We start from the raw sequence: 17,133 nt of genomic DNA, 5'->3' as shown, positions 1-17,133 counted from the left end.
GGACAAGACGCGGCGACGCTCCGCGTCGCCACCATCAGATTCGCTTCACCACCGGGCTGAAGCCCGATGCACTGCGAATGAACCCCGGTAGCGGGTGATCGTGCGCTCGATGACGTTGTCGCTGCCGCCGACGTAGATCCCGTTGTCACCGGCGCGTTCGACGACGAGGCCGTAGACATGCCAGTACGAGCCGAAGAGTTGCAGCCCCCGGTTCGACGAACTCTCGCTCTGCGCCGCGAAGTTGAGGACGGGCGTCTCGCCGGGGTAGGCGGACAGGGTGGTGCGGGCGGCCGAAGTGCCGTTGCTGGTCGCCGGGATGGTGACCGTCGAGGCGTACGCGTACGTCCCGCCGCGCAGGTAGATCGTGCCGCCCGCGGCGACCCGGCTGAGCGCCGAGGTGAGGGTGGTCGGCGCGGACTGGGTGCCGGCCGCGCCGTCCGTGCCGCTCGGCGAGACGTAGAGCGCGCCGGTGGCGGGGGGTGTGGTGCTGTCGGCGGTGGTGGCCTCGACGTAGTCGACGTTGGGCAGGCCGTCCGCGGTGGTGGGGTTGAGGCGGACGGTGTTGCTGCCCGCGTTCAGCGTCACGGTGAGCGTCTTGGTGGCCCACGTCGACCAGGCGCCGGTGGCCTCGAAGGACGGCGTCTGCACCGTCGTACCGTTGACGACGAGCGACGCGGGGCGCGCCGCGGTGGCACCGTTGGCGAAGCGGACGTTCAGGGTCGCCTGGCCGGCGGTGGCCGCGTTCACGGTGAACTGGGCAGCGCCGCTGGTCGCGTTGGTGCCGTTGCAGAAACCGGTGCCGGAGTAGCCGGTCCAGTCGGAGTCGAGGGTGCCGGTGCAGACCGCCGGGGCGGTCTCGGCCTCGTAGCGGGTGGTCGTGACAGCGGCGGCCTGTCCGGGCTCGGTCGTCGCGGACGCGGGGGCGGTGGCGGACAGTGTCGTCAGGGTGCCTGCCAGCAAGGCCGTGCTTGCCAGGACGTGTCTCAGGTGACGCATCGTTGGTCTCTCCCTCTCCAGGACGGTGCGGGTCGTCTGCCAGAGGTGCGGAAAGCGCTTTCTCCCGGAAGCTAGGGGGTCGCCCTGAGCGCGTCAATAGACGCGTACTTGATTTCCGTTCACGTAGGTGGACGCGGAGGTGGGCGGTCCTTGGCCTGGATCTCGCCCGGACCCTGCGTGTACCCCATCCCCTCAAGGGATCCGTGCAGGAGCACCACACAGACTCCACACAAGCTTTCGAACGAGTCGTTAGCGTTGCCCGCCATCGGATCCCCGCGTAGGAAGACCGCAGATGGACTACTGCTCCACGTGTCGCCGGCATCTCAACGGGGCCCTCGTGTGCCCTGGATGCGGGGCCTACGCACCTGACATCGCTCCGGTCATCCCGCTGACCACCACGTCGGTCATCACACCCGTCCCGGATGTCGAGGACGCGGCTCCGGTCGTCGACGTGGCTTCGGGTGAGAGCGGGGCACCCGTGCCGCTTCCGATGCCGGAAGGGCGGGCGGCTCGGCGGCGGCAGTTGGCCCGGTGGAAGAAGAACCAGCGGCGAGCCGTGGTCGCGACGGCGGTCGCACTCGTCGGAGGTGGCCTGACCGTCTCGATGCTGGACCGCCAGGGCGGCGACCGGACTCAGGCGGCCACCGCGCCCGAGCTGCCGACCACGTCGGGTGGCGAGGAACCGGCGTCGGAGTACACCCGCCCGGCGGTGACCGGTTCGGACGCGCACCGGGCCGTACCGGCCCACACCGTCCCGTCGCAGTCACGGGCCCACACCCAGACGAACTCCCTGGCCTCTTCCCCGACGCCGCCCACGTCCCCCTCGACGGCACCGTCGGTCCCCGGCCAGCAGGCCAACACCTCCCCCTACAGCGGGTCGGTGACCATCCCCACGGACACAACGGGTACGACGGGTACGACGGGTACGACGGGTACGACGGGTACGACCGAGCAGCAGTCGCCCACCCCGGACCCCTCCTCGAGCGACGGCACGACGTCAGGGTCAGGGTCGGACTCGGGGTCTACCTCGGGGTCGGACTCGGGGACGTCGTCGACGTCTCCGACGAGCCCGCCGGCCGACGAGGCGACCTCGCCGTCGGGGCTCTGCGTGCTGGGTCTGCTCTGCGTTAGCTGACCGGGAGCGTCCGGCTCATCCCCGGTCAACTCGACTCCTACGTTGTTCGGTTGTTCAGCGGAACTTATCGAGGCGACTGTTAGTTTCTACGTTGCTGTAGATGTCCGAACCGACCTTCTGGAGTTCTCATGGCCCTGTGGGACCGCGTCAAGGAGTCCGCGTCGACGATGCAGACCCAGCTCGTGTCGAAGAAGAACGACCTCAAGAGCGGTGCCTTCCGCGACGCGAGCATGGCGATGTGCGCCCTGGTCGCGGCGGCGGACGGCACCATCGACCCGGCCGAGCGCCGCCGGGTGGCGCAGTTGATCGCCACCAACGAGGTCCTTCAGAACTTCGACGCGACGGACCTTCAGCGCCGTTTCGACGCCAACCTCGACAAGCTGACCGCCGACTTCGACTTCGGCAAGGTCAGCGTGTTGCAGGAGATCGCCAAGGCGAAGAAGAAGCCGGCCGAGGCACGGGCCGTCATCCAGATCGGCATCGTCATCGGCGGCGCGGACGGCGACTTCGACAAGACCGAGCAGGGCATCGTCCGCGAGGCGTGCTTCACCCTCGACCTGCCGCCCCACGAGTTCGACCTCTGACCGCTGCCCACCGTCCGACCGATGCGCACCGTCCGACGGGTGCGCACCGTCCGACGGGTGCGCACGTCAGTCGGCGGCCGTCAGGCCCGTCGCCCGGCCCTGTTCGTTCCAGGTGACCTTGAGGACGTGGGTGACGGCGTCGCGGTCGAGCGGGCCGAAAACGTGGGGGAACAGGGTGGTCGCGGCGACGCCGGGGGGCGGCGTCGGGGCGGCCGCCTCCCACTCGCATCTCGCGGCGAGGCGGTTCTCGTCGAGGACGAGCGCCAGGAGCGGACGCGGCGCGTCCCGGTAGAAGGCGTTGACGACGGCGAGGGTGGTCTCCTCGTCGGGCGAGCAGTGCACGAATCCGTCCTCGGCGAGGGAGGCGGGCGCGTAGGGGCGGTCGGGGCCGGTGCTCCACTCGTCGAGCGGTACGACGTGATAAATCATGATCAGGTTATACAACTCCAGGCAGGCCGCCCCGTGGGCCTGGGGGCAGGCCCACGGGTTGGGTGTGGATGTCCGAGGGTGCCCGGGGGCGGCTCGGGGACGGCTTCAGGGGTTGTCCGGGGCGCTCCTCGGACATTTTTCGGACACTCCGTGGGGTCTACGCGGGCCCTTCGCTCCGACCTGTGCTACCGTGATAAAAGTGGCAGTTTCGGTTACCAGAGGCTTGTGAGTGCTCTTCGACCTTCCGTCGACGGGCACTCTTTTTGTTTCCGGGGCTTTCTGATCCTGCGACGCCGGTTCCGCAAGGTGCGGACACCGGGCACTGCCCCAAGGGAGATCAATATGGCATCTGGCACCGTGAAGTGGTTCAACGCGGAAAAGGGCTTCGGCTTCATCGAGCAGGAGGGTGGCGGCCCCGACGTTTTCGCCCACTACTCGAACATCGCCACCCAGGGCTTCCGCGAGCTTCAGGAAGGCCAGAAGGTTACCTTCGACGTCACGCAGGGCCAGAAGGGCCCGCAGGCCGAGAACATCGTTCCCGCCTGAAGCTGACGCGACCTACGCGTACCACGTGGCCGGGGCTCGCACTCTCGTAGTGCGAGCCCCGGCTCACGTCGTTGTATTTGATGTATTTTCTTCGGCTCATTCTTGTGAATCCTCATATCGGGAGGAATTCCTCGATACGTGCCGCATCGAGGAAGGTTCCGAATGAACCGCAACAGCTCTGTCCGCTCCCGCCGTGGTGGCGGTGGCGGCGCCCCCTCCCGTTCGGCCGGTCCGGCCGGTTCGTCCAAGGCCGGGCGGAGCGGACGCGGGAGTCGTCCCGCCGCGTCCGGCGGTGAGTTCGCCCTCCCCGTCACCCTCACCCCGGGGCTGCCGCCGGTCGAGGCGTTCACCGAACTCGACATGCCCGAGCGGCTGTTGACCGCCCTCGGCGCCGAAGGCGTCACCACCCCGTTCCCGATCCAGGCCGCGACGCTGCCGAACTCGCTGGCCGGCCGGGACGTCCTGGGCCGTGGCCGTACGGGGTCCGGCAAGACCCTCGCGTTCGGTCTCGCGATGCTGGCCCGGATGGACGGGCAGCGGGCCGAGCCCCGTCAGCCGCTGGCCCTGGTCCTCGTACCCACCCGCGAACTGGCCCAGCAGGTCAACGACGCCCTCACCCCCTACGCCCGCGCCCTGCGGCTGCGGATCGCCACGGTGGTCGGCGGTCTGTCGATCGGCCGGCAGGCGAGCGCGCTGCGCGGCGGCGCCGAGGTGGTCGTGGCCACGCCCGGCCGGCTCAAGGACCTCATCGACCGGGACGACTGCCGGCTCGACCGGGTCGCCATCACCGTCCTCGACGAGGCCGACCAGATGGCCGACATGGGCTTCATGCCGCAGGTGACGCAGCTCCTCGACCAGGTGCGTCCGGACGGCCAGCGCATGCTGTTCTCGGCGACCCTGGACCGTAACGTCGACCGGCTGGTGCGCAACTACCTGCACGACCCGGTCGTGCACTCCGTCGACCCGTCCGCGGGCGCGGTGACGACGATGGAGCACCACGTGCTGCACGTCGAGGACGAGGACAAGCACGCCACGACGACGGAGATCGCCGCCCGCGACGGCCGCGTGATCATGTTCCTCGACACCAAGCACGCGGCGGACCGGCTGGCGAAGAAGCTGCTGGCGGTCGGGGTGCGCGCGGCGTCGCTGCACGGCGGCAAGTCGCAGAACCAGCGCACGCGCACGCTGGCCCAGTTCAAGGACGGCCATGTGACGGTGCTGGTGGCGACGAACGTCGCGGCCCGTGGCATCCACGTCGACAACCTCGACCTCGTCGTCAACGTCGACCCGCCGGGCGACCACAAGGACTACCTGCACCGGGGCGGCCGTACCGCTCGCGCCGGCGAGTCCGGCACGGTCGTCACGCTGGTCCTGCCGCACCAGCGGCGCGAGGTGACGCGGCTGATGGCCGACGCCGGCATCACGCCGCAGACCACCCGGGTCCGCTCCGGCGAGGCCGAGTTGAGCCGTATCACCGGGGCGCAGGCGCCGTCGGGCGTGCCCGTCGTGCTGACCCCGCCGCCCGCCGCGGAGAAGCGTGCCGAGCGCTCGGGTTCCGCCCCGCGCGCCCGACGCGGCCGTCCGGCCGGCGGCCAGGGCGGTGGCCAGGGCGGCCGACCCGCCGCCGGTGGCGGTCGCCCCGCCGCCCAGGGACGCCGCCGCGCTCCCGCGAAGGGCAACGGGGGCGGCAACGGAGGCGGCGGCGGCAACAGCCGCTGACCCGGCTCGTCCAACGGGCTCATCCAATGGGCCCGTTCACCGGGCTCATTCACCGGGTTCGTTCGATGCTCCATCCCGGTAGCTGCTCGAAGAAGGTGACCGCCTCGTCGCGCCAGCGGGGGCGCCAGGCGGCGGCCACTCGGGACGCCTGTTCCGCGTGGCGGCGCATGTCCGCCCGCAACCGGTCGGGCACGCCGAGGCGTTCGGCGATCTCGCGGACGGCGGCGACCGTCTCCGGCGTACCGGAGGCGTCGCCGAGCGCGGACTCCACGACCGCCCGGTCGCTGCCGCTGTTGCCACTGCTGCCGCTGTCGGCGACGGCGGACAGCAGGGCGGCGACGGTGTAACTGCGCTTCCCGTCACGGAGATCGGTGCCGGTCGGCTTGCCCAGGGTGGCCGTGTCTCCGAACAGGTCGAGGTAGTCGTCGCGCATCTGGCCGCAGATTCCCACCAGTTGGGCGTAGCGGCGCAACTCGTCGTCGTAGTCGGCCGGTTGGGCGCCTGCGGCCAGCAGGCCCAGGCGCAGGGGCGCGAGCAGTGAGTAGCGGGCGGACTTGTAGTCGGCGACGCCGTGCAGGACGTCCTCGTCCGGGACGGCGGGCGTGAAGTCGCGTTCCAGGTCGACGATCTGGCCGACGAACGTGTCCGTCGCCGCCCGCGTCTGCACCTCGACCATGGCCTGGCGCAGCGCGAGCGGCAGCGGGGCGTCGAGGAGGGCCCGCAGGGACAGGGCCAGCGCGAGGTCGCCCGCGAGGACGGTGAGGCCGATCGCCGCCTGACGGTCGTGCGGGAACTTCTCCCGGTAGGCGTAGTACGTGGACGGGCCGCCCCGGCGGGTGGCGCTGTCGTCGATGAGGTCGTCGTGGACCAGGCCGTGGGTCTGGAGCAGTTCGATGCTCAGCGCGGCGGAGTCCAGCCCGGCGACGGGCTCGTCCGTGACCAGGCGGGCGGCCTCGTTCAGGAGCACCACGCGCATCCGCTTGCCGCCGCGCAGGGACAGGTCGCGCAGCAGGGCGAGGCACTCCGGGGTGAAGCGGCTGAACGACGGCGCGTCGAGGGCACCGGCGGCCAGGGCGTCGAAGTACTCCTCGAAGAGGGTACGGAACCGGCGCTCGTATCCGGCGATCCGCTCACGCAGCCGCTCGCCGGGGCCGGCGGTCACGGGGCCGGCGGCGGTGTGGGGCATGGGCAAGGCTCCTGTTCAAGGCGGGGACGGGGACGGGGGCGGAAACGGGGGCGAGGGCGACGATCGGACGACCGTACTTCCTCACGGCGTCACTACACTCGCCCGAGCCCGCCGACCAGAAGTCCAGAAGCCCAGAAGTCCGAAGTCCCGAAGTGCAGGAGTGAACGACCGATGCAGCACGCGACAGCGCCTGACGGAGTCCGTATCGCCTACCAGGTCCAGGGCGCGGGCGCGGGACCGCTGCTCGTGCTGCTGGCGGGCCAGGCGAACAACCACCACTGGTGGGACGGGGTCCGCGACGACTTCCACGCCGACCGCAGCACGCTCACCCTCGACTACCGCGGTACGGGCGAGAGCGACAAGCCCGACCTGCCCTACAGCACCGAGGGCTTCGCGCAGGACGTGGTCGCGGTGCTGGACGAGCTCGGTGTCGACCGGGCCGACGTCTACGGCACGTCCATGGGCGGACGCGTGGCCCAGCAGCTCGCGGCGCGGCATCCGCACCGGGTGCGTGCGCTGGTGCTCGGCTGTACGTCGCCCGGCGGCCCGCACGCCGTCGAACGCCACAACGACGTACGGAAGTCGCTGGTGCAGCAGCAACCGGGGGCGGCGCGACAGGCGCTGCTCGACCTGATGTACACCCCGGCCTGGCTGGCGGCCCACCCCGGCCCCTACCGCACGCTCGGCGACCCGGACATGCCCGGCTACGCCCAGCGTCGCCACCTGGCGGCCAGTAACCGGCACGACGCGTGGGCCCTCCTGCCCGACATCGGCGCCCCCACACTGGTCGTGCACGGCACCGACGACCTCCTCAACCCCACCGCCAACGCGCCCCTGCTCGCCGACCGCATCCCCGGCGCCCGGCTCCACCTGATCCCCGGGGCCCGGCACGCGTACTTCGAGGAGTTCCGCACCGTCGCGAGCCCGCTCGTCCTGGACTTCCTCACCACCGCGCCGCAGCACCGCTGACGGCCCGGTCACCCACCGCTCGCCGCGTAGGCGGCGTACGGCAGCAGGATCGCGGGCAGGGTCAGCAGCCGTGGCCTGAGCGGGCGGAGCCCGTCGTAGAGGACGAGCAGCAGGGCGACGAGCACCGCGAACACGACGAGGAAGACCAGCACGAACGCGCTGCTCTCGATCTGGTCGTACGTGCAGTGGTCCAGGTCGCGGCGGTCGAGGTCGGCGGAGCCGCAGTGCCCGTAGGCGACGTACCACCGCGCGCAGCCCACGACGACGGCCGTCGGCAGCCCGATCAGCAGGTGCGCCAGCAACGGCGGCAGGTAACTCCGCAGGACGGAGAGGGCGAGACGCATCCGCTCACCCCACCAGCCCGACGACCACCCGACCATGACGGAAGCCACTCCTCCGGTCACAGGCCTGTCACAGCACCGGAGCTCTCACCGGAGCTCCACCGGAACCCGATTCCTCGTGCTCCGGTGGCACGGGCGGTCTTTTTTCAAGCAAGAACCGGTGAGAAAGAACCCCACCAAACCCCACCCCTCCCGCCCCGTCGCGCAAACTCACTCCCCCGAGTGAATATGCCCAACTCGGCTGGATTTGGCACCGGTTGCCTGCCTTACGCTCAGCGCAGCACCACCACCACCGGACGGCAGACATACGACGGCCCCCGCCGGGACTGGCATCCCAATGGCGAGGGCCTGACCACCGAGGAAGAACCCAACTTCCCGGATGGCTGCCCACACAGGAAGACCCATTTCCCGATGGACACGAAAAACCCTAGCGCGCCCCCGCCCGCCGAGTCCCGCTTTGCCGCCAACAACCACCCGAACCGGCGGCATCCCCGCTCCGGATTCGGTGGCCTGGTCCACGACAACGCCCGTCACTCCGCCCGCTTCACGGTGATCGGCAACCACCTCACCCAGCACGCGGAGCTGAGCCTCCTCGCGATCGGTCTCGGCGCGCACATCCAGTCGCTGCCGTCGGGTGTCCGCGTCGACATCAAGTCCCTCGCCGCCCGCTTCCCCGAGGGCGCGACCCGGATCGCCGCCGCGTTACGCGAACTGGAAACCCACGGCTACCTGCGCCGCGAACGCGAACGCGTCCCCGACGGCCGCATCGTCACCCGCACGGTCTCCTGCAACCGCCCCGGCCACCGCAGCCGACCCGCCGACGACGAGCAGCCCGCCCCGCCGCGGAAACGGCCGACACCTCGCAAGCCGCTCCCCGCCGTCCCCCAGCCCGCCCACCGCGGCCCCGCCCTCCTCCAGCAGGCCACCGACCTGCTCGCCGACCTCCGCCGGCACGACCCCCGTCTCCTCCTCTCCGCCTGCGACACCGCCCACCTCGCCCCCGGCGTCGCCGCCTGGCTGGAGCGCGACGTCTCCCCCACCGCCGTACGCCAAGCCCTCATCGCCGATCTCCCGCCCGAGGGCCCCCGCCGCCCCGCCGCACTCCTGGCCCACCGGCTCCAGGCACAGCTTCCGCCACCACCACCCTTCCGCGCCGCCCCCGCTCCACCACCGGCCGTCCGGCACCAGGTCCGCAACTGCGACGGCTGCGACCGAGGCTTCCGAGGACCCGCGAACGGCCGCTGCTTCGACTGCCGAACCAAACGCCCCATCCCCCCTGAGCCCGCCGAGCCCGCCTAGCCCGCCTAGCCCGCCTAGCCCGCCGAGCATGAGCGTGACGATCCCGATCCTTGCCTCTGGGCACAGACGACGAGGAGCGAGCGCCATGACCATCGCCCCGGACAACGCTCAGCAGGGCGCCTCCCACCGATACCGGGCCATGCGGGACTTCGTGCAGTCCACGGACGACACGCTGCCCGGCAAACTCGAGGTCCCCAAGGAAGGGATCGTTCACGACCTGACAGCGCCCGTCGGTCCGCACGAGCTGACCACCGTGCATCTTCGGAAGCGCCTCGAGAAGGTGATGCCGGAAGAGATCGTGGCCCACACCGGCGAGCTTGACGTCGAGGACGAGGCCGAAGGCATCATGCGCCGCCCCGACGTCATGGTGATCGCCCTGGCCGACATGGACGTCCCGGGTTCCTTCGACCCCCGTACGCTCATCGCCGCCGTCGAGGTCGTCTCCCGCTCCAACCCTGACAACGACTGGGTCACCAAGATGCGTGACTACCCCCTGATGGGCATCCGCGTCTACGCCGTCTTCGACCCCCGTACCGGTACGGGCGCCGTCCTCACCGACATCCACTCCACCCCCGACGGCCCTCGCTACGCGACCCGCAAGGACTTCGTCTACGGCGAGGACGTCACCATCGGCGACTGGACGATCTCGACCGAGAACCTTCCTCGTTACGCCCCCTGATCAGCCGAAGCCGCCGCCACGGGCCCCGGTCCCGAGGGTTACGCCTTCGGTGGGACGAACAGGAACTCCGGGCCGTAGGTGTGCTGGGGGTCGTTGGGGAGGGGTTTGGTCATCAGGGTGGATGCCGGGGTTTCGAGGGCTCGCATGTGGACGCGGATCGCCTCGCGCAGGTGGGGGTCGGCGGCTTCCTGGGTGTCCATCTGCCAGGCCTTCTCCAGTGAGCGCAGCATGTCGCTGAAGGATTGGTTGAACGCGGTCAGGGCGGCCTTCACCTCCGGGTCCTTGGGGGCCGTGGTCTTGTCCGTCGCCCAGCCGCCGAGCGGCACCTTGCCCATCGGGCGGGCCTTGGGCAGCGGGATCTTCGCGCCCGTGAAGTCCCACTTCGGCGGGTCTTCCTGGACCTTGACGAGCTTGTGGCCCTTGAAGATCTCGCGGAACACGTAGTAGTGGGACAGTTCGCCCTTGTGTCCCGGGAACGTGTTGTCCGGGGTCTTGTCGGTGCCCTCGCCCTGCTCCTTGATGATCGTGATCGCCGCCTCGGCGTCGGCGAGCGTACGGATCGCGAAGAGGCTGTTGCCCTGCCCGTGCCCCTCCATGTTCCGGGTGATCTGGCGCGTCCCCTTGATCTCGCCCTGGTGCTGCCGGAAGGCCTCCTGGATCGCCGTGTAGAAGCGTCCGATCGACGGGAAGGTCTCGGCGTCGCCGGCGTCGCCCGCGGCGGCCGCGAACCTGGCGAGCGGCTCCTCCGGGGCCTCGATCTGCGAGTACATCTCGACGGAGTCCGTCGTCAGGCCGCCGAGGTAGACCTTCAGGTCTTCGTTGATCTTCGGCTTGATGCCGCCGGGCAGCGGACACGGGTACGGCGCCACCACACCCGGGTCGCCGATGCGCGGGCTGCCGCCGATCGTGGTGAGCAGGTTGCAGACGTGCCCGAGGTGGGACATCTCGTCGAAGATGATCTCCCTGATGGCCGCGCTCACGGCCTGCCCCGACTCCGAGTCGTCGTCCAGCGACCACCAGCCGCACAAGTACGGCGGCAGCGTGGCGAGTTCGAGCATGACCGCCTGCTGCAACGCGGTCTTCAGCCACGACAGCGAACGGTCCCGCACGGGCGTCTCCAGCAACCGGACGATCCCGTTGCTGCTGTAGTCGAGCTCCATGGTGGTCACGGCTCTGCCTCCTTCGATCGGTGAACCACGGGGGGTCACGGGGGGTCGGAGCCCTCACCATCGGGCGACGAGCCGAATCGGCGTACGACATCCGAGCGCACGCCCGCGTGGTTCACCCACCCGGTGGGCGCACGCCTCCGGCGCGGACGGCAGCGTCCCGACCTGTGGGCTTTGACATGTTCGCGATCCGTGCTCCATCATCAATCCACTAGTCGACTAGTGAAATGATGGTGAAGGGGTTGGAGTTCCGCATCGACAGGCGGAGCGGGGTCGCCGCCTATCAGCAGATCGTTCAGCAGACCAAGCAGGCGCTGCGGCTCGGCGTCCTCGTGCCAGGGGATCAGTTGCCCACGGCCAAGGCGGTCGCGCAGACCTCCTCGGTCAACCCGAACACCACGCTCAAGGCGTACCGGGAACTGGAGCGGGAGGGCCTGGTCGAAGCGCGGCCGGGGCTCGGGACCTTCGTACGTCAGTCGCTGGCCCGTCCGCAGGCGGCGGCGGATTCGCCGCTGCGCGGGGAGCTGGAGGCCTGGATGGACCGGGCCCGCGAGGCGGGTCTCGAGCAGGACGACGTGAGCGCGCTGGTCACGTCGGTGATGGAGGAGCGGTACGCCGGGACCAGGCCCGCCGCCGAACACACGTGAACCGCAATGACCGCACCAACTAGGGGAAGCGCATGATGAGTTACGAGACGGGGCACGGGGGGCCGGCGAACACGTCCGCCATAGAAGCCCGCGGGCTCGGCCGGAAGTACCGCCGGGGCTGGGCGCTGCGGGACTGCTCCTTCCGGCTGCCGGCCGGGCGGATCTGCGGTCTGGTGGGTCCCAACGGGGCCGGCAAGACCACGCTGATGGCCATCGCCGCCAACCTGCTGGAGCCGACCACCGGCTCCCTGCGGGTGTTCGGCGCGGCCCCCGAGTCCGCGGAGGCCACCCGGCGCACCGCGTTCCTCGCCCAGGAGAAGCCGCTGTTTCGGCGCTTCACCGTCGCCGAGACGCTGCGCATGGGCCGCGAGTTGAACCCCGGCTGGGACCAGCGGGCCGCCGAGGACATCGTCCGCGCGGGCAATGTGCCCTTCGATGCGAAGATCGGCACCCTCTCCGGCGGCCAGCGCACCCGGGTCGCCTTCGCCGTCTCCTTCGGCAAGCGCCCCGACCTGCTGCTCCTCGACGAGCCGATGTCGGACCTCGACCCGCTGGTGCGCCACGAGTTGATGGGCACGCTGCTGGCCGAGGCCGCCGAGCGCGGCACCACCGTGCTGATGTCCACGCACATGCTCGCCGAGCTGGAGAACACCTGCGACTACCTGCTGGTCATCGCGGGCGGCGGGCTGCGGCTGGCCGGTGAGGTCGACGAACTCCGCACCTCCCACGCCGTGTTGACCGGCGTCCACACCGACGGGCAGACGCCGCCGGAGCTGGCGTACCACACGGTGGTCGAAACCCGTATCAGCGGACGGCAGTTCACCTCGCTGGTCCGCCCCGACGGGCCGGCCACCGGCCCCTGGCAGGCGAGCACCCCGAACCTGGAGGAACTCCTGCTCTCCTACCTGCGCTCGCCCGAAGCGCCGCCGCTGATCGGTCCCAGTTCCTACGTCGACCCGCAGGCGGTGGCCGCATGAGCACGATGACCAGCACCGGCAACAGCGACAGCACCTCCGCCGCCCCCGGCTCCGCCCGCACCGGCGCCGGTCGTGGCCGTGGCCTTCGGCTCAGCGGTGTGAACTGGCTCGTCTGGCGTCAGCACCGCGCCGCCTACTGGACCCTGCTGGCCGTCGCCGCCGTCGCCGTCGCCGTGATGGTGTTCGAGCGCGGGCAGATGATGACGTACCTGGAGGCGCACGGCTACCCGCATCTGAAGTCGGGCTGGGAGAACAAGTTCGACCGGAAGCCGATCGAGGTGTTCTCCCAGGCACTCGGGGTCGTACCCGTCCTGGTCGGGCTCTTCCTGGGCGCGCCGCTGCTCGCCGGTGATCTGGAGAGCGGCACCGCGAAGCTGGTCAACGCGCAGTCCACCAGCCGCGTCCGCTGGCTCGCCACCAAGCTCGGGGTGACCGTGCTCGTGGTCGGCGTGTGCACCGCGGCGCTCTCCGCCGCGTCCACCTGGTGGTGGGCGCCCATCAAGCCGACGCCCAACATCGCGCTCTGGACCGACGCCGCCGTATTCGACAACACCGGACCGGTGCCCACGGCGCTCACCCTGCTCACCGTCGTCGGCGGCGTGGCGATCGGCATGCTGCTGCGCCGCACCCTGATGGCCATGGTCGTCACCCTCGGCTTCGCCATCGTCGTACAGGTGGTCTGGTCGCACTTCCGGCTGTCCCTCGGCGACAGCCTGGTGATGAACACCCACAACGGGGTGGCGGACGGCTCCTTCCCGGCCATCCCCGACAGCGCCGTCACCCTGGACCAGTCGTACCTCACCGCGTCCGGCGACCTCATCGGCTGGGGCAGTTGCAACGAGGCGACGGACCAGGCCACCGCCGCCTGCCTGGACAAGGCACACGTCGTCGGCTGGTCGGTCGAGTACCTCCCGATCTCCCAGATGAACGCGATGCAGTGGTTCGGCGCGTCGATCCTGCTGGCCCTGACCGCGGCCCTCACGGCGTTCGTCATCCTCTGGGGCCGCAAGCGCCTCGTCTGAGCCGCCGCCCCCTCTCTCTCCCTTCTTCTCTCCCCTCTTTCTCTGGATTCTTCTGTCACCAGTACGCGGCCGAGCGGCCGTCCGTCGTCGCTCCGCCGCGCCCTGATGCTGCCTCAGAAGCGTTATGAAAGGCCTGAGTTGACGTCCCACAAGCTCACCGCCCCGCTCGCGGCCGTCCTGGTCGCCGCGCTCGGCGCCGGTCTGTTGGCGGCCACACCCGCCGCCGCAGAGACCCCCGAGCCGCCTACCGGCACTGCCACCGGCGCCGGTTCTTCCGCACGGACCGTCACCCTCGTCACCGGTGACCGGGTGACCCTCGACGCCAAGGGCAAGGTCACCGGTGTGACGGCCGCCGAGGGCCGTAAGGGCATGGCGTTCCGTGTCCAGCAGGCCGCCGGCCACGCGTACGTCGTCCCGCGCGACGCCGAACCGCTGCTCGCGAACGGGACCGCCGACCGGCGGCTGTTCGACGTGACGCAACTGGTGAGTTCGCGGTACGACGACGCCCGCCGCGCCGACCTGCCGCTGATCGTCACCTACGACAAGGGAACGTCCGTGCCGGCGAGTACGTTCCGCGGTTCGGGCGCGACCGTCCGGCGGGACCTGCCGAGCATCAACGGCGATGCCGTACGGGCCCGTAAGTCCGAGGGATCGGACCTGTGGGAGACCCTCACCAGCGGCCCCGGCGCGGCGAAGGTCCGGAAGATCTGGCTGGACGGCCGGGTGAAGGCGACCCTGGACCGGAGCGTGCCGCAGATCGGCGCGCCCGCGGCCTGGGCGGCCGGATACGACGGCAAGGGCGTCAAGGTCGCCGTCCTCGACACCGGCATCGACGCCACGCACCCGGACCTGAAGGACCGGATAGGGGTGGGGCCGGAATACGAGCGAAACGTGCCACCCGGCGGCCAGGTAGGTCACGGGCGCGAATCGGTGTCGTAGGCGTGGCGAGGACGTCCGCCGACGCGAAGAGAACGCGGACACTGGGGTTGTTTCATAGGTGGTCGCTCACGAAACAGGCGATCCTCCGGCGGTCCACCTGCGGCGATCATGTTTCATGCGTTGTTGCAAACGACTGGACGCCTGAAACACCCTCATGGAACAGTCCGGAGCTGTGAGCGACGACTTCAAGCGCGTGGAATTGCACGACTGCCCGATGTCCACCTGCGCCGCCCCCGCGGGGTCCCCGTGCCGGACCAGCAAGAGCAAGGTAGCCATCCAGTACCACACCGCCCGCTTCCGCCTCGTTCCCCAACTCGCCAAGGCCCTCAGCGTCCCGACCCCCGCCGTACGCAAGCCGGGCTCGGCGTGGACCGAGCTGCCCCGACCGGTACGCGCCGGCGCCGAACCGGTCGGACACGTCCGCCTTGGCTACGCCCGCGCCTCGACCGCCCGGCAGTCCCTCGACGCACAACTCGACTCGCTCAGCGAGGCCGGGGTCACCCGGGTCTTCTCGGAGAAGATCTCCACCCGTGCCACTCGGCGCCCCGAGCTGGAGGCCGCCGTGACGCTCGCCGGGGAGATCCGCTCCTCCGGCGTCGCCGTCACCCTCGTCGTCCACGAGCACAAGCGGCTCGGCCGCGGCATCGAACTCGCCATGCTCGCCGAGGAGCTGAAAGCGAGCGACGTCGGCCTGGAGTTCCTCACCGGAGAACTCAAGGGCTCGCACGACCCGTCCGGCATCGTGTTCACCGTGCTCGCGGTCATGTCCGGCATGGAGCGCGAGTACATCCGCGACCGCACCCTCGAAGGCCACGAGAGCGCGCGGAAGCGCGGCAAGGCCATCGGCGGCGCCGGGGTCACCGACGACGACATGCTGTCCATGGCCCTGCACCTGCGCGACCAGGAGATGAGCCTGCGCGACATCGCCAAGCGGCTCGTCATCACCGCTGGCGCAAAAAAGGGCCAGCACCCCTCACCCGCGACCGTCATGCGGATGCTGCGCGAGCACGATGAGAAGCTGGCCGCGACGGAATGCGCCCGCTGAAATGCGGCTTTGGCCCTTACCGTTGACTTTTCGGCGAGGACTACTGGGGCACACTGAACCGCGACGGAGGCCCGTTGGCCTTTCCTTTGTCCGTGTTGATGTTCATGTATCTGCTGACGGGTTGGGCGACGTGGGGCGGCGTTGCGTTTGATGCGGGATAGCTGGCCAGTTCAGATGGGGCGAGCGGTTCCGCTCGGCTGCCCGCTGATCTCCTGCTCCCCCTGAGGGCTCTGCGGCGGGGCCGCGGTCCCCCGCAGGATCAGGTGTGTGGGCAGGACGATGTGCTGTTCGCGGTCCGCCCCGGGGTCGTTGATGAGTTCCAGGGCCAGTTCGGCCGCGGCCCGGCCCATGTCCGCGGGTGACTGGGCCACGGTGGACAGGTCGAGCCATTCGGCCATCAGCTGGTCGTCGAAGCCGAGGACGGAGATTCGTTCGGGCACCTCGATCTGTACGGTGCGCAGGCTCAGGATGAGGGAGGCGGCGAGTTCGTCCTGTTCGGCGAAGATCGCGGTGGGGGGTTCGCGCAGGCTCAGCAGGTTGCCGACGGCCTGCGTGGTGCCGCGTTTGTCGCGGGGCGGGGTGGTGACGATCAGGTCGTCGTCCAGGGGGATGCCCGCCTCGGTGAGCGCCTGCTGGTAGCCGAGGAGGCGCTCGCGTGAGCTGAAGCTGAAGCCGCGGGCGTTGGTGGTGTGGGCGAAGGCGATCCGGCGGTGTCCGAGGTTGATCAGGTGGCGGGTGGCCTTGCAGGCGCCGGCGACGTCGTCGACGTAGACGCTGGGTCGGCCTTCGACGTGCTGGCTGATGTAGATGACCGGCATGCCGAGGTCGTCCAGCCGGGTGGTCTCCTCGCTGGTGAGGTCGAAGCAGAACACGAGCAGCGCGTCCGCGTTGCGGCGGGCCGGCAGGCGTTCGAAGAACGCGGCCCGTTCGTCCAGGTCCGGGACGACGTACACGGTCAGCTCCATGCCGGCCCGGCGCAGCAGCGGGCCAAGGCTGGACAGCGCCGCGCCCATGAACCAGGAGTCGAGCGTGGGCACGAGTACTGCCATGACACCGGTCCGGCCGGTGACCAGGCTCGACGCTTGTCGCGAGATCGCGAAGTTCAGCTCACGGGCCGCTCGCTCCACCCGGGCACGGACCTCGGGTGAGACCGAGGTCAGGCCGCGCATCGTGCGCGAGACGGTGGAGGGAGAGACCCCTGCCCGTTCGGCGACGTCGGCCAACGTGGGGTGCCGCTGAGCTGGTGACATGAGCGGAAGTTAGCACAGTTCGAGCACTCGGCAGGAGCCTTCGTGACAGCGCTGTCACGCTTTCACTCAGCGGGAAAAATGCCTGTTACAACCCACTCATGGACGGTATCGGTCGCCTAAATCATCCGTGCTACCGCAGCGTTACGCATTGACTTCCGCCAGGTGCACTCCTACGGTGCAAGCGTTGTCTCAGCGGAGGCCAAG

At 70.1% G+C, this 17,133-nt stretch carries 18 protein-coding genes and 1 pseudogene; 11 read left to right on the top strand and 8 right to left on the bottom strand.

The window, feature by feature from the left end:
* Positions 1 to 87: 87 nt before the first annotated feature.
* From BMZ82_RS31230 to BMZ82_RS40985, 3 genes and pseudogenes are all read right to left on the bottom strand, one after another.
* Positions 88 to 996 (bottom strand): annotated as a pseudogene (locus BMZ82_RS31230) (CBM35 domain-containing protein); the annotation flags it as partial.
* A gap of 633 nt (positions 997 to 1,629) precedes the next feature.
* The gene (locus BMZ82_RS40990) at positions 1,630 to 1,854 is read right to left on the bottom strand and encodes a hypothetical protein (protein WP_177244745.1); all 225 of its coding nucleotides are present in this window, start codon (positions 1,852 to 1,854) and stop codon (positions 1,630 to 1,632) included.
* A 9-nt stretch (positions 1,855 to 1,863) separates the two neighbouring features.
* A complete protein-coding gene (locus tag BMZ82_RS40985; protein WP_177244744.1) occupies positions 1,864 to 2,160 on the bottom strand; it encodes a hypothetical protein in 297 nt (98 codons plus the stop codon).
* A 99-nt stretch (positions 2,161 to 2,259) separates the two neighbouring features.
* Between BMZ82_RS40985 and BMZ82_RS31220 the strand changes: the two genes are divergently transcribed.
* Complete coding sequence (locus BMZ82_RS31220) at positions 2,260 to 2,715, top strand: tellurite resistance TerB family protein (protein ID WP_093780756.1); 456 nt, start codon at positions 2,260 to 2,262, stop codon at positions 2,713 to 2,715.
* 66 nt (positions 2,716 to 2,781) lie between these two features.
* Here BMZ82_RS31220 and BMZ82_RS31215 read toward each other — a convergent pair whose 3' ends face one another.
* Positions 2,782 to 3,144 carry a DUF952 domain-containing protein gene (locus BMZ82_RS31215; RefSeq protein WP_093780755.1) on the bottom strand — a complete coding sequence of 121 codons (363 nt, stop codon included), beginning with the start codon at positions 3,142 to 3,144 and terminating at the stop codon, positions 2,782 to 2,784.
* A gap of 342 nt (positions 3,145 to 3,486) precedes the next feature.
* Here BMZ82_RS31215 and BMZ82_RS31210 point away from each other — a divergent pair, with 342 nt between their 5' ends.
* On the top strand, positions 3,487 to 3,690 hold the full coding sequence (locus BMZ82_RS31210; protein WP_031482971.1) for a cold-shock protein: 204 nt from the start codon (positions 3,487 to 3,489) through the stop codon (positions 3,688 to 3,690).
* A 162-nt stretch (positions 3,691 to 3,852) separates the two neighbouring features.
* Entirely contained in the window at positions 3,853 to 5,409 is a 1,557-nt protein-coding gene (locus BMZ82_RS31205) for a DEAD/DEAH box helicase (RefSeq protein WP_093780754.1), read from the top strand.
* Between the two features lie 49 nt (positions 5,410 to 5,458).
* Here the strand turns inward: BMZ82_RS31205 and BMZ82_RS31200 are convergent, their stop codons facing one another.
* On the bottom strand, positions 5,459 to 6,595 hold the full coding sequence (locus BMZ82_RS31200) for a polyprenyl synthetase family protein (protein ID WP_093780753.1): 1,137 nt from the start codon (positions 6,593 to 6,595) through the stop codon (positions 5,459 to 5,461).
* A gap of 171 nt (positions 6,596 to 6,766) precedes the next feature.
* On the opposite strand from BMZ82_RS31200, the gene BMZ82_RS31195 reads away from it, so the two are divergent.
* Complete coding sequence (locus BMZ82_RS31195) at positions 6,767 to 7,564, top strand: alpha/beta fold hydrolase (protein ID WP_093780752.1); 798 nt, start codon at positions 6,767 to 6,769, stop codon at positions 7,562 to 7,564.
* A gap of 8 nt (positions 7,565 to 7,572) precedes the next feature.
* Here the strand turns inward: BMZ82_RS31195 and BMZ82_RS31190 are convergent, their stop codons facing one another.
* Complete coding sequence (locus tag BMZ82_RS31190) at positions 7,573 to 7,944, bottom strand: hypothetical protein (RefSeq protein ID WP_256252210.1); 372 nt, start codon at positions 7,942 to 7,944, stop codon at positions 7,573 to 7,575.
* 372 nt (positions 7,945 to 8,316) lie between these two features.
* On the opposite strand from BMZ82_RS31190, the gene BMZ82_RS31185 reads away from it, so the two are divergent.
* Positions 8,317 to 9,204, top strand: a complete 888-nt coding sequence (locus tag BMZ82_RS31185; protein ID WP_093780751.1) for a helix-turn-helix domain-containing protein — start codon at positions 8,317 to 8,319, stop codon at positions 9,202 to 9,204.
* An 85-nt stretch (positions 9,205 to 9,289) separates the two neighbouring features.
* Positions 9,290 to 9,883, top strand: a complete 594-nt coding sequence (locus tag BMZ82_RS31180; protein ID WP_093780750.1) for a Uma2 family endonuclease — start codon at positions 9,290 to 9,292, stop codon at positions 9,881 to 9,883.
* 38 nt (positions 9,884 to 9,921) lie between these two features.
* Here the strand turns inward: BMZ82_RS31180 and BMZ82_RS31175 are convergent, their stop codons facing one another.
* A complete protein-coding gene (locus tag BMZ82_RS31175) occupies positions 9,922 to 11,043 on the bottom strand; it encodes a ferritin-like domain-containing protein (protein WP_093780764.1) in 1,122 nt (373 codons plus the stop codon).
* 236 nt (positions 11,044 to 11,279) lie between these two features.
* Here BMZ82_RS31175 and BMZ82_RS31170 point away from each other — a divergent pair, with 236 nt between their 5' ends.
* From BMZ82_RS31170 to BMZ82_RS31150, 5 genes are all read left to right on the top strand, one after another.
* Positions 11,280 to 11,696: a GntR family transcriptional regulator gene (locus tag BMZ82_RS31170; RefSeq protein ID WP_371271333.1), complete on the top strand. Its 417-nt coding sequence runs from the start codon at positions 11,280 to 11,282 to the stop codon at positions 11,694 to 11,696.
* Between the two features lie 32 nt (positions 11,697 to 11,728).
* Positions 11,729 to 12,673, top strand: coding sequence for an ABC transporter ATP-binding protein (locus tag BMZ82_RS31165; protein ID WP_093780748.1), 945 nt, complete (start codon positions 11,729 to 11,731; stop codon positions 12,671 to 12,673).
* Positions 12,670 to 13,695 (top strand): ABC transporter, encoded by a 1,026-nt coding sequence (locus tag BMZ82_RS31160; protein WP_093780747.1) that lies wholly within the window; start codon positions 12,670 to 12,672, stop codon positions 13,693 to 13,695. The genes BMZ82_RS31165 and BMZ82_RS31160 overlap by 4 nt, the downstream gene beginning before the upstream one ends.
* A gap of 138 nt (positions 13,696 to 13,833) precedes the next feature.
* Positions 13,834 to 14,634, top strand: a complete 801-nt coding sequence (locus BMZ82_RS42555; RefSeq protein WP_305729221.1) for a S8 family serine peptidase — start codon at positions 13,834 to 13,836, stop codon at positions 14,632 to 14,634.
* Positions 14,635 to 14,806: 172 nt separating this feature from the next.
* The gene (locus BMZ82_RS31150; protein WP_218159067.1) at positions 14,807 to 15,679 is read left to right on the top strand and encodes a recombinase family protein; all 873 of its coding nucleotides are present in this window, start codon (positions 14,807 to 14,809) and stop codon (positions 15,677 to 15,679) included.
* 170 nt (positions 15,680 to 15,849) lie between these two features.
* Here the strand turns inward: BMZ82_RS31150 and BMZ82_RS31145 are convergent, their stop codons facing one another.
* Positions 15,850 to 16,929, bottom strand: a complete 1,080-nt coding sequence (locus tag BMZ82_RS31145; protein ID WP_371271332.1) for a LacI family DNA-binding transcriptional regulator — start codon at positions 16,927 to 16,929, stop codon at positions 15,850 to 15,852.
* Between the last annotated feature and the right edge of the window lie 204 nt (positions 16,930 to 17,133).

The organism is Streptomyces sp. yr375 (genome assembly GCF_900110755.1).
Lineage (GTDB): Bacteria > Actinomycetota > Actinomycetes > Streptomycetales > Streptomycetaceae > Streptomyces.
Note: the sequence above shows the minus strand (reverse complement) of the source record. Positions and strands in the feature narration are given on the sequence as shown.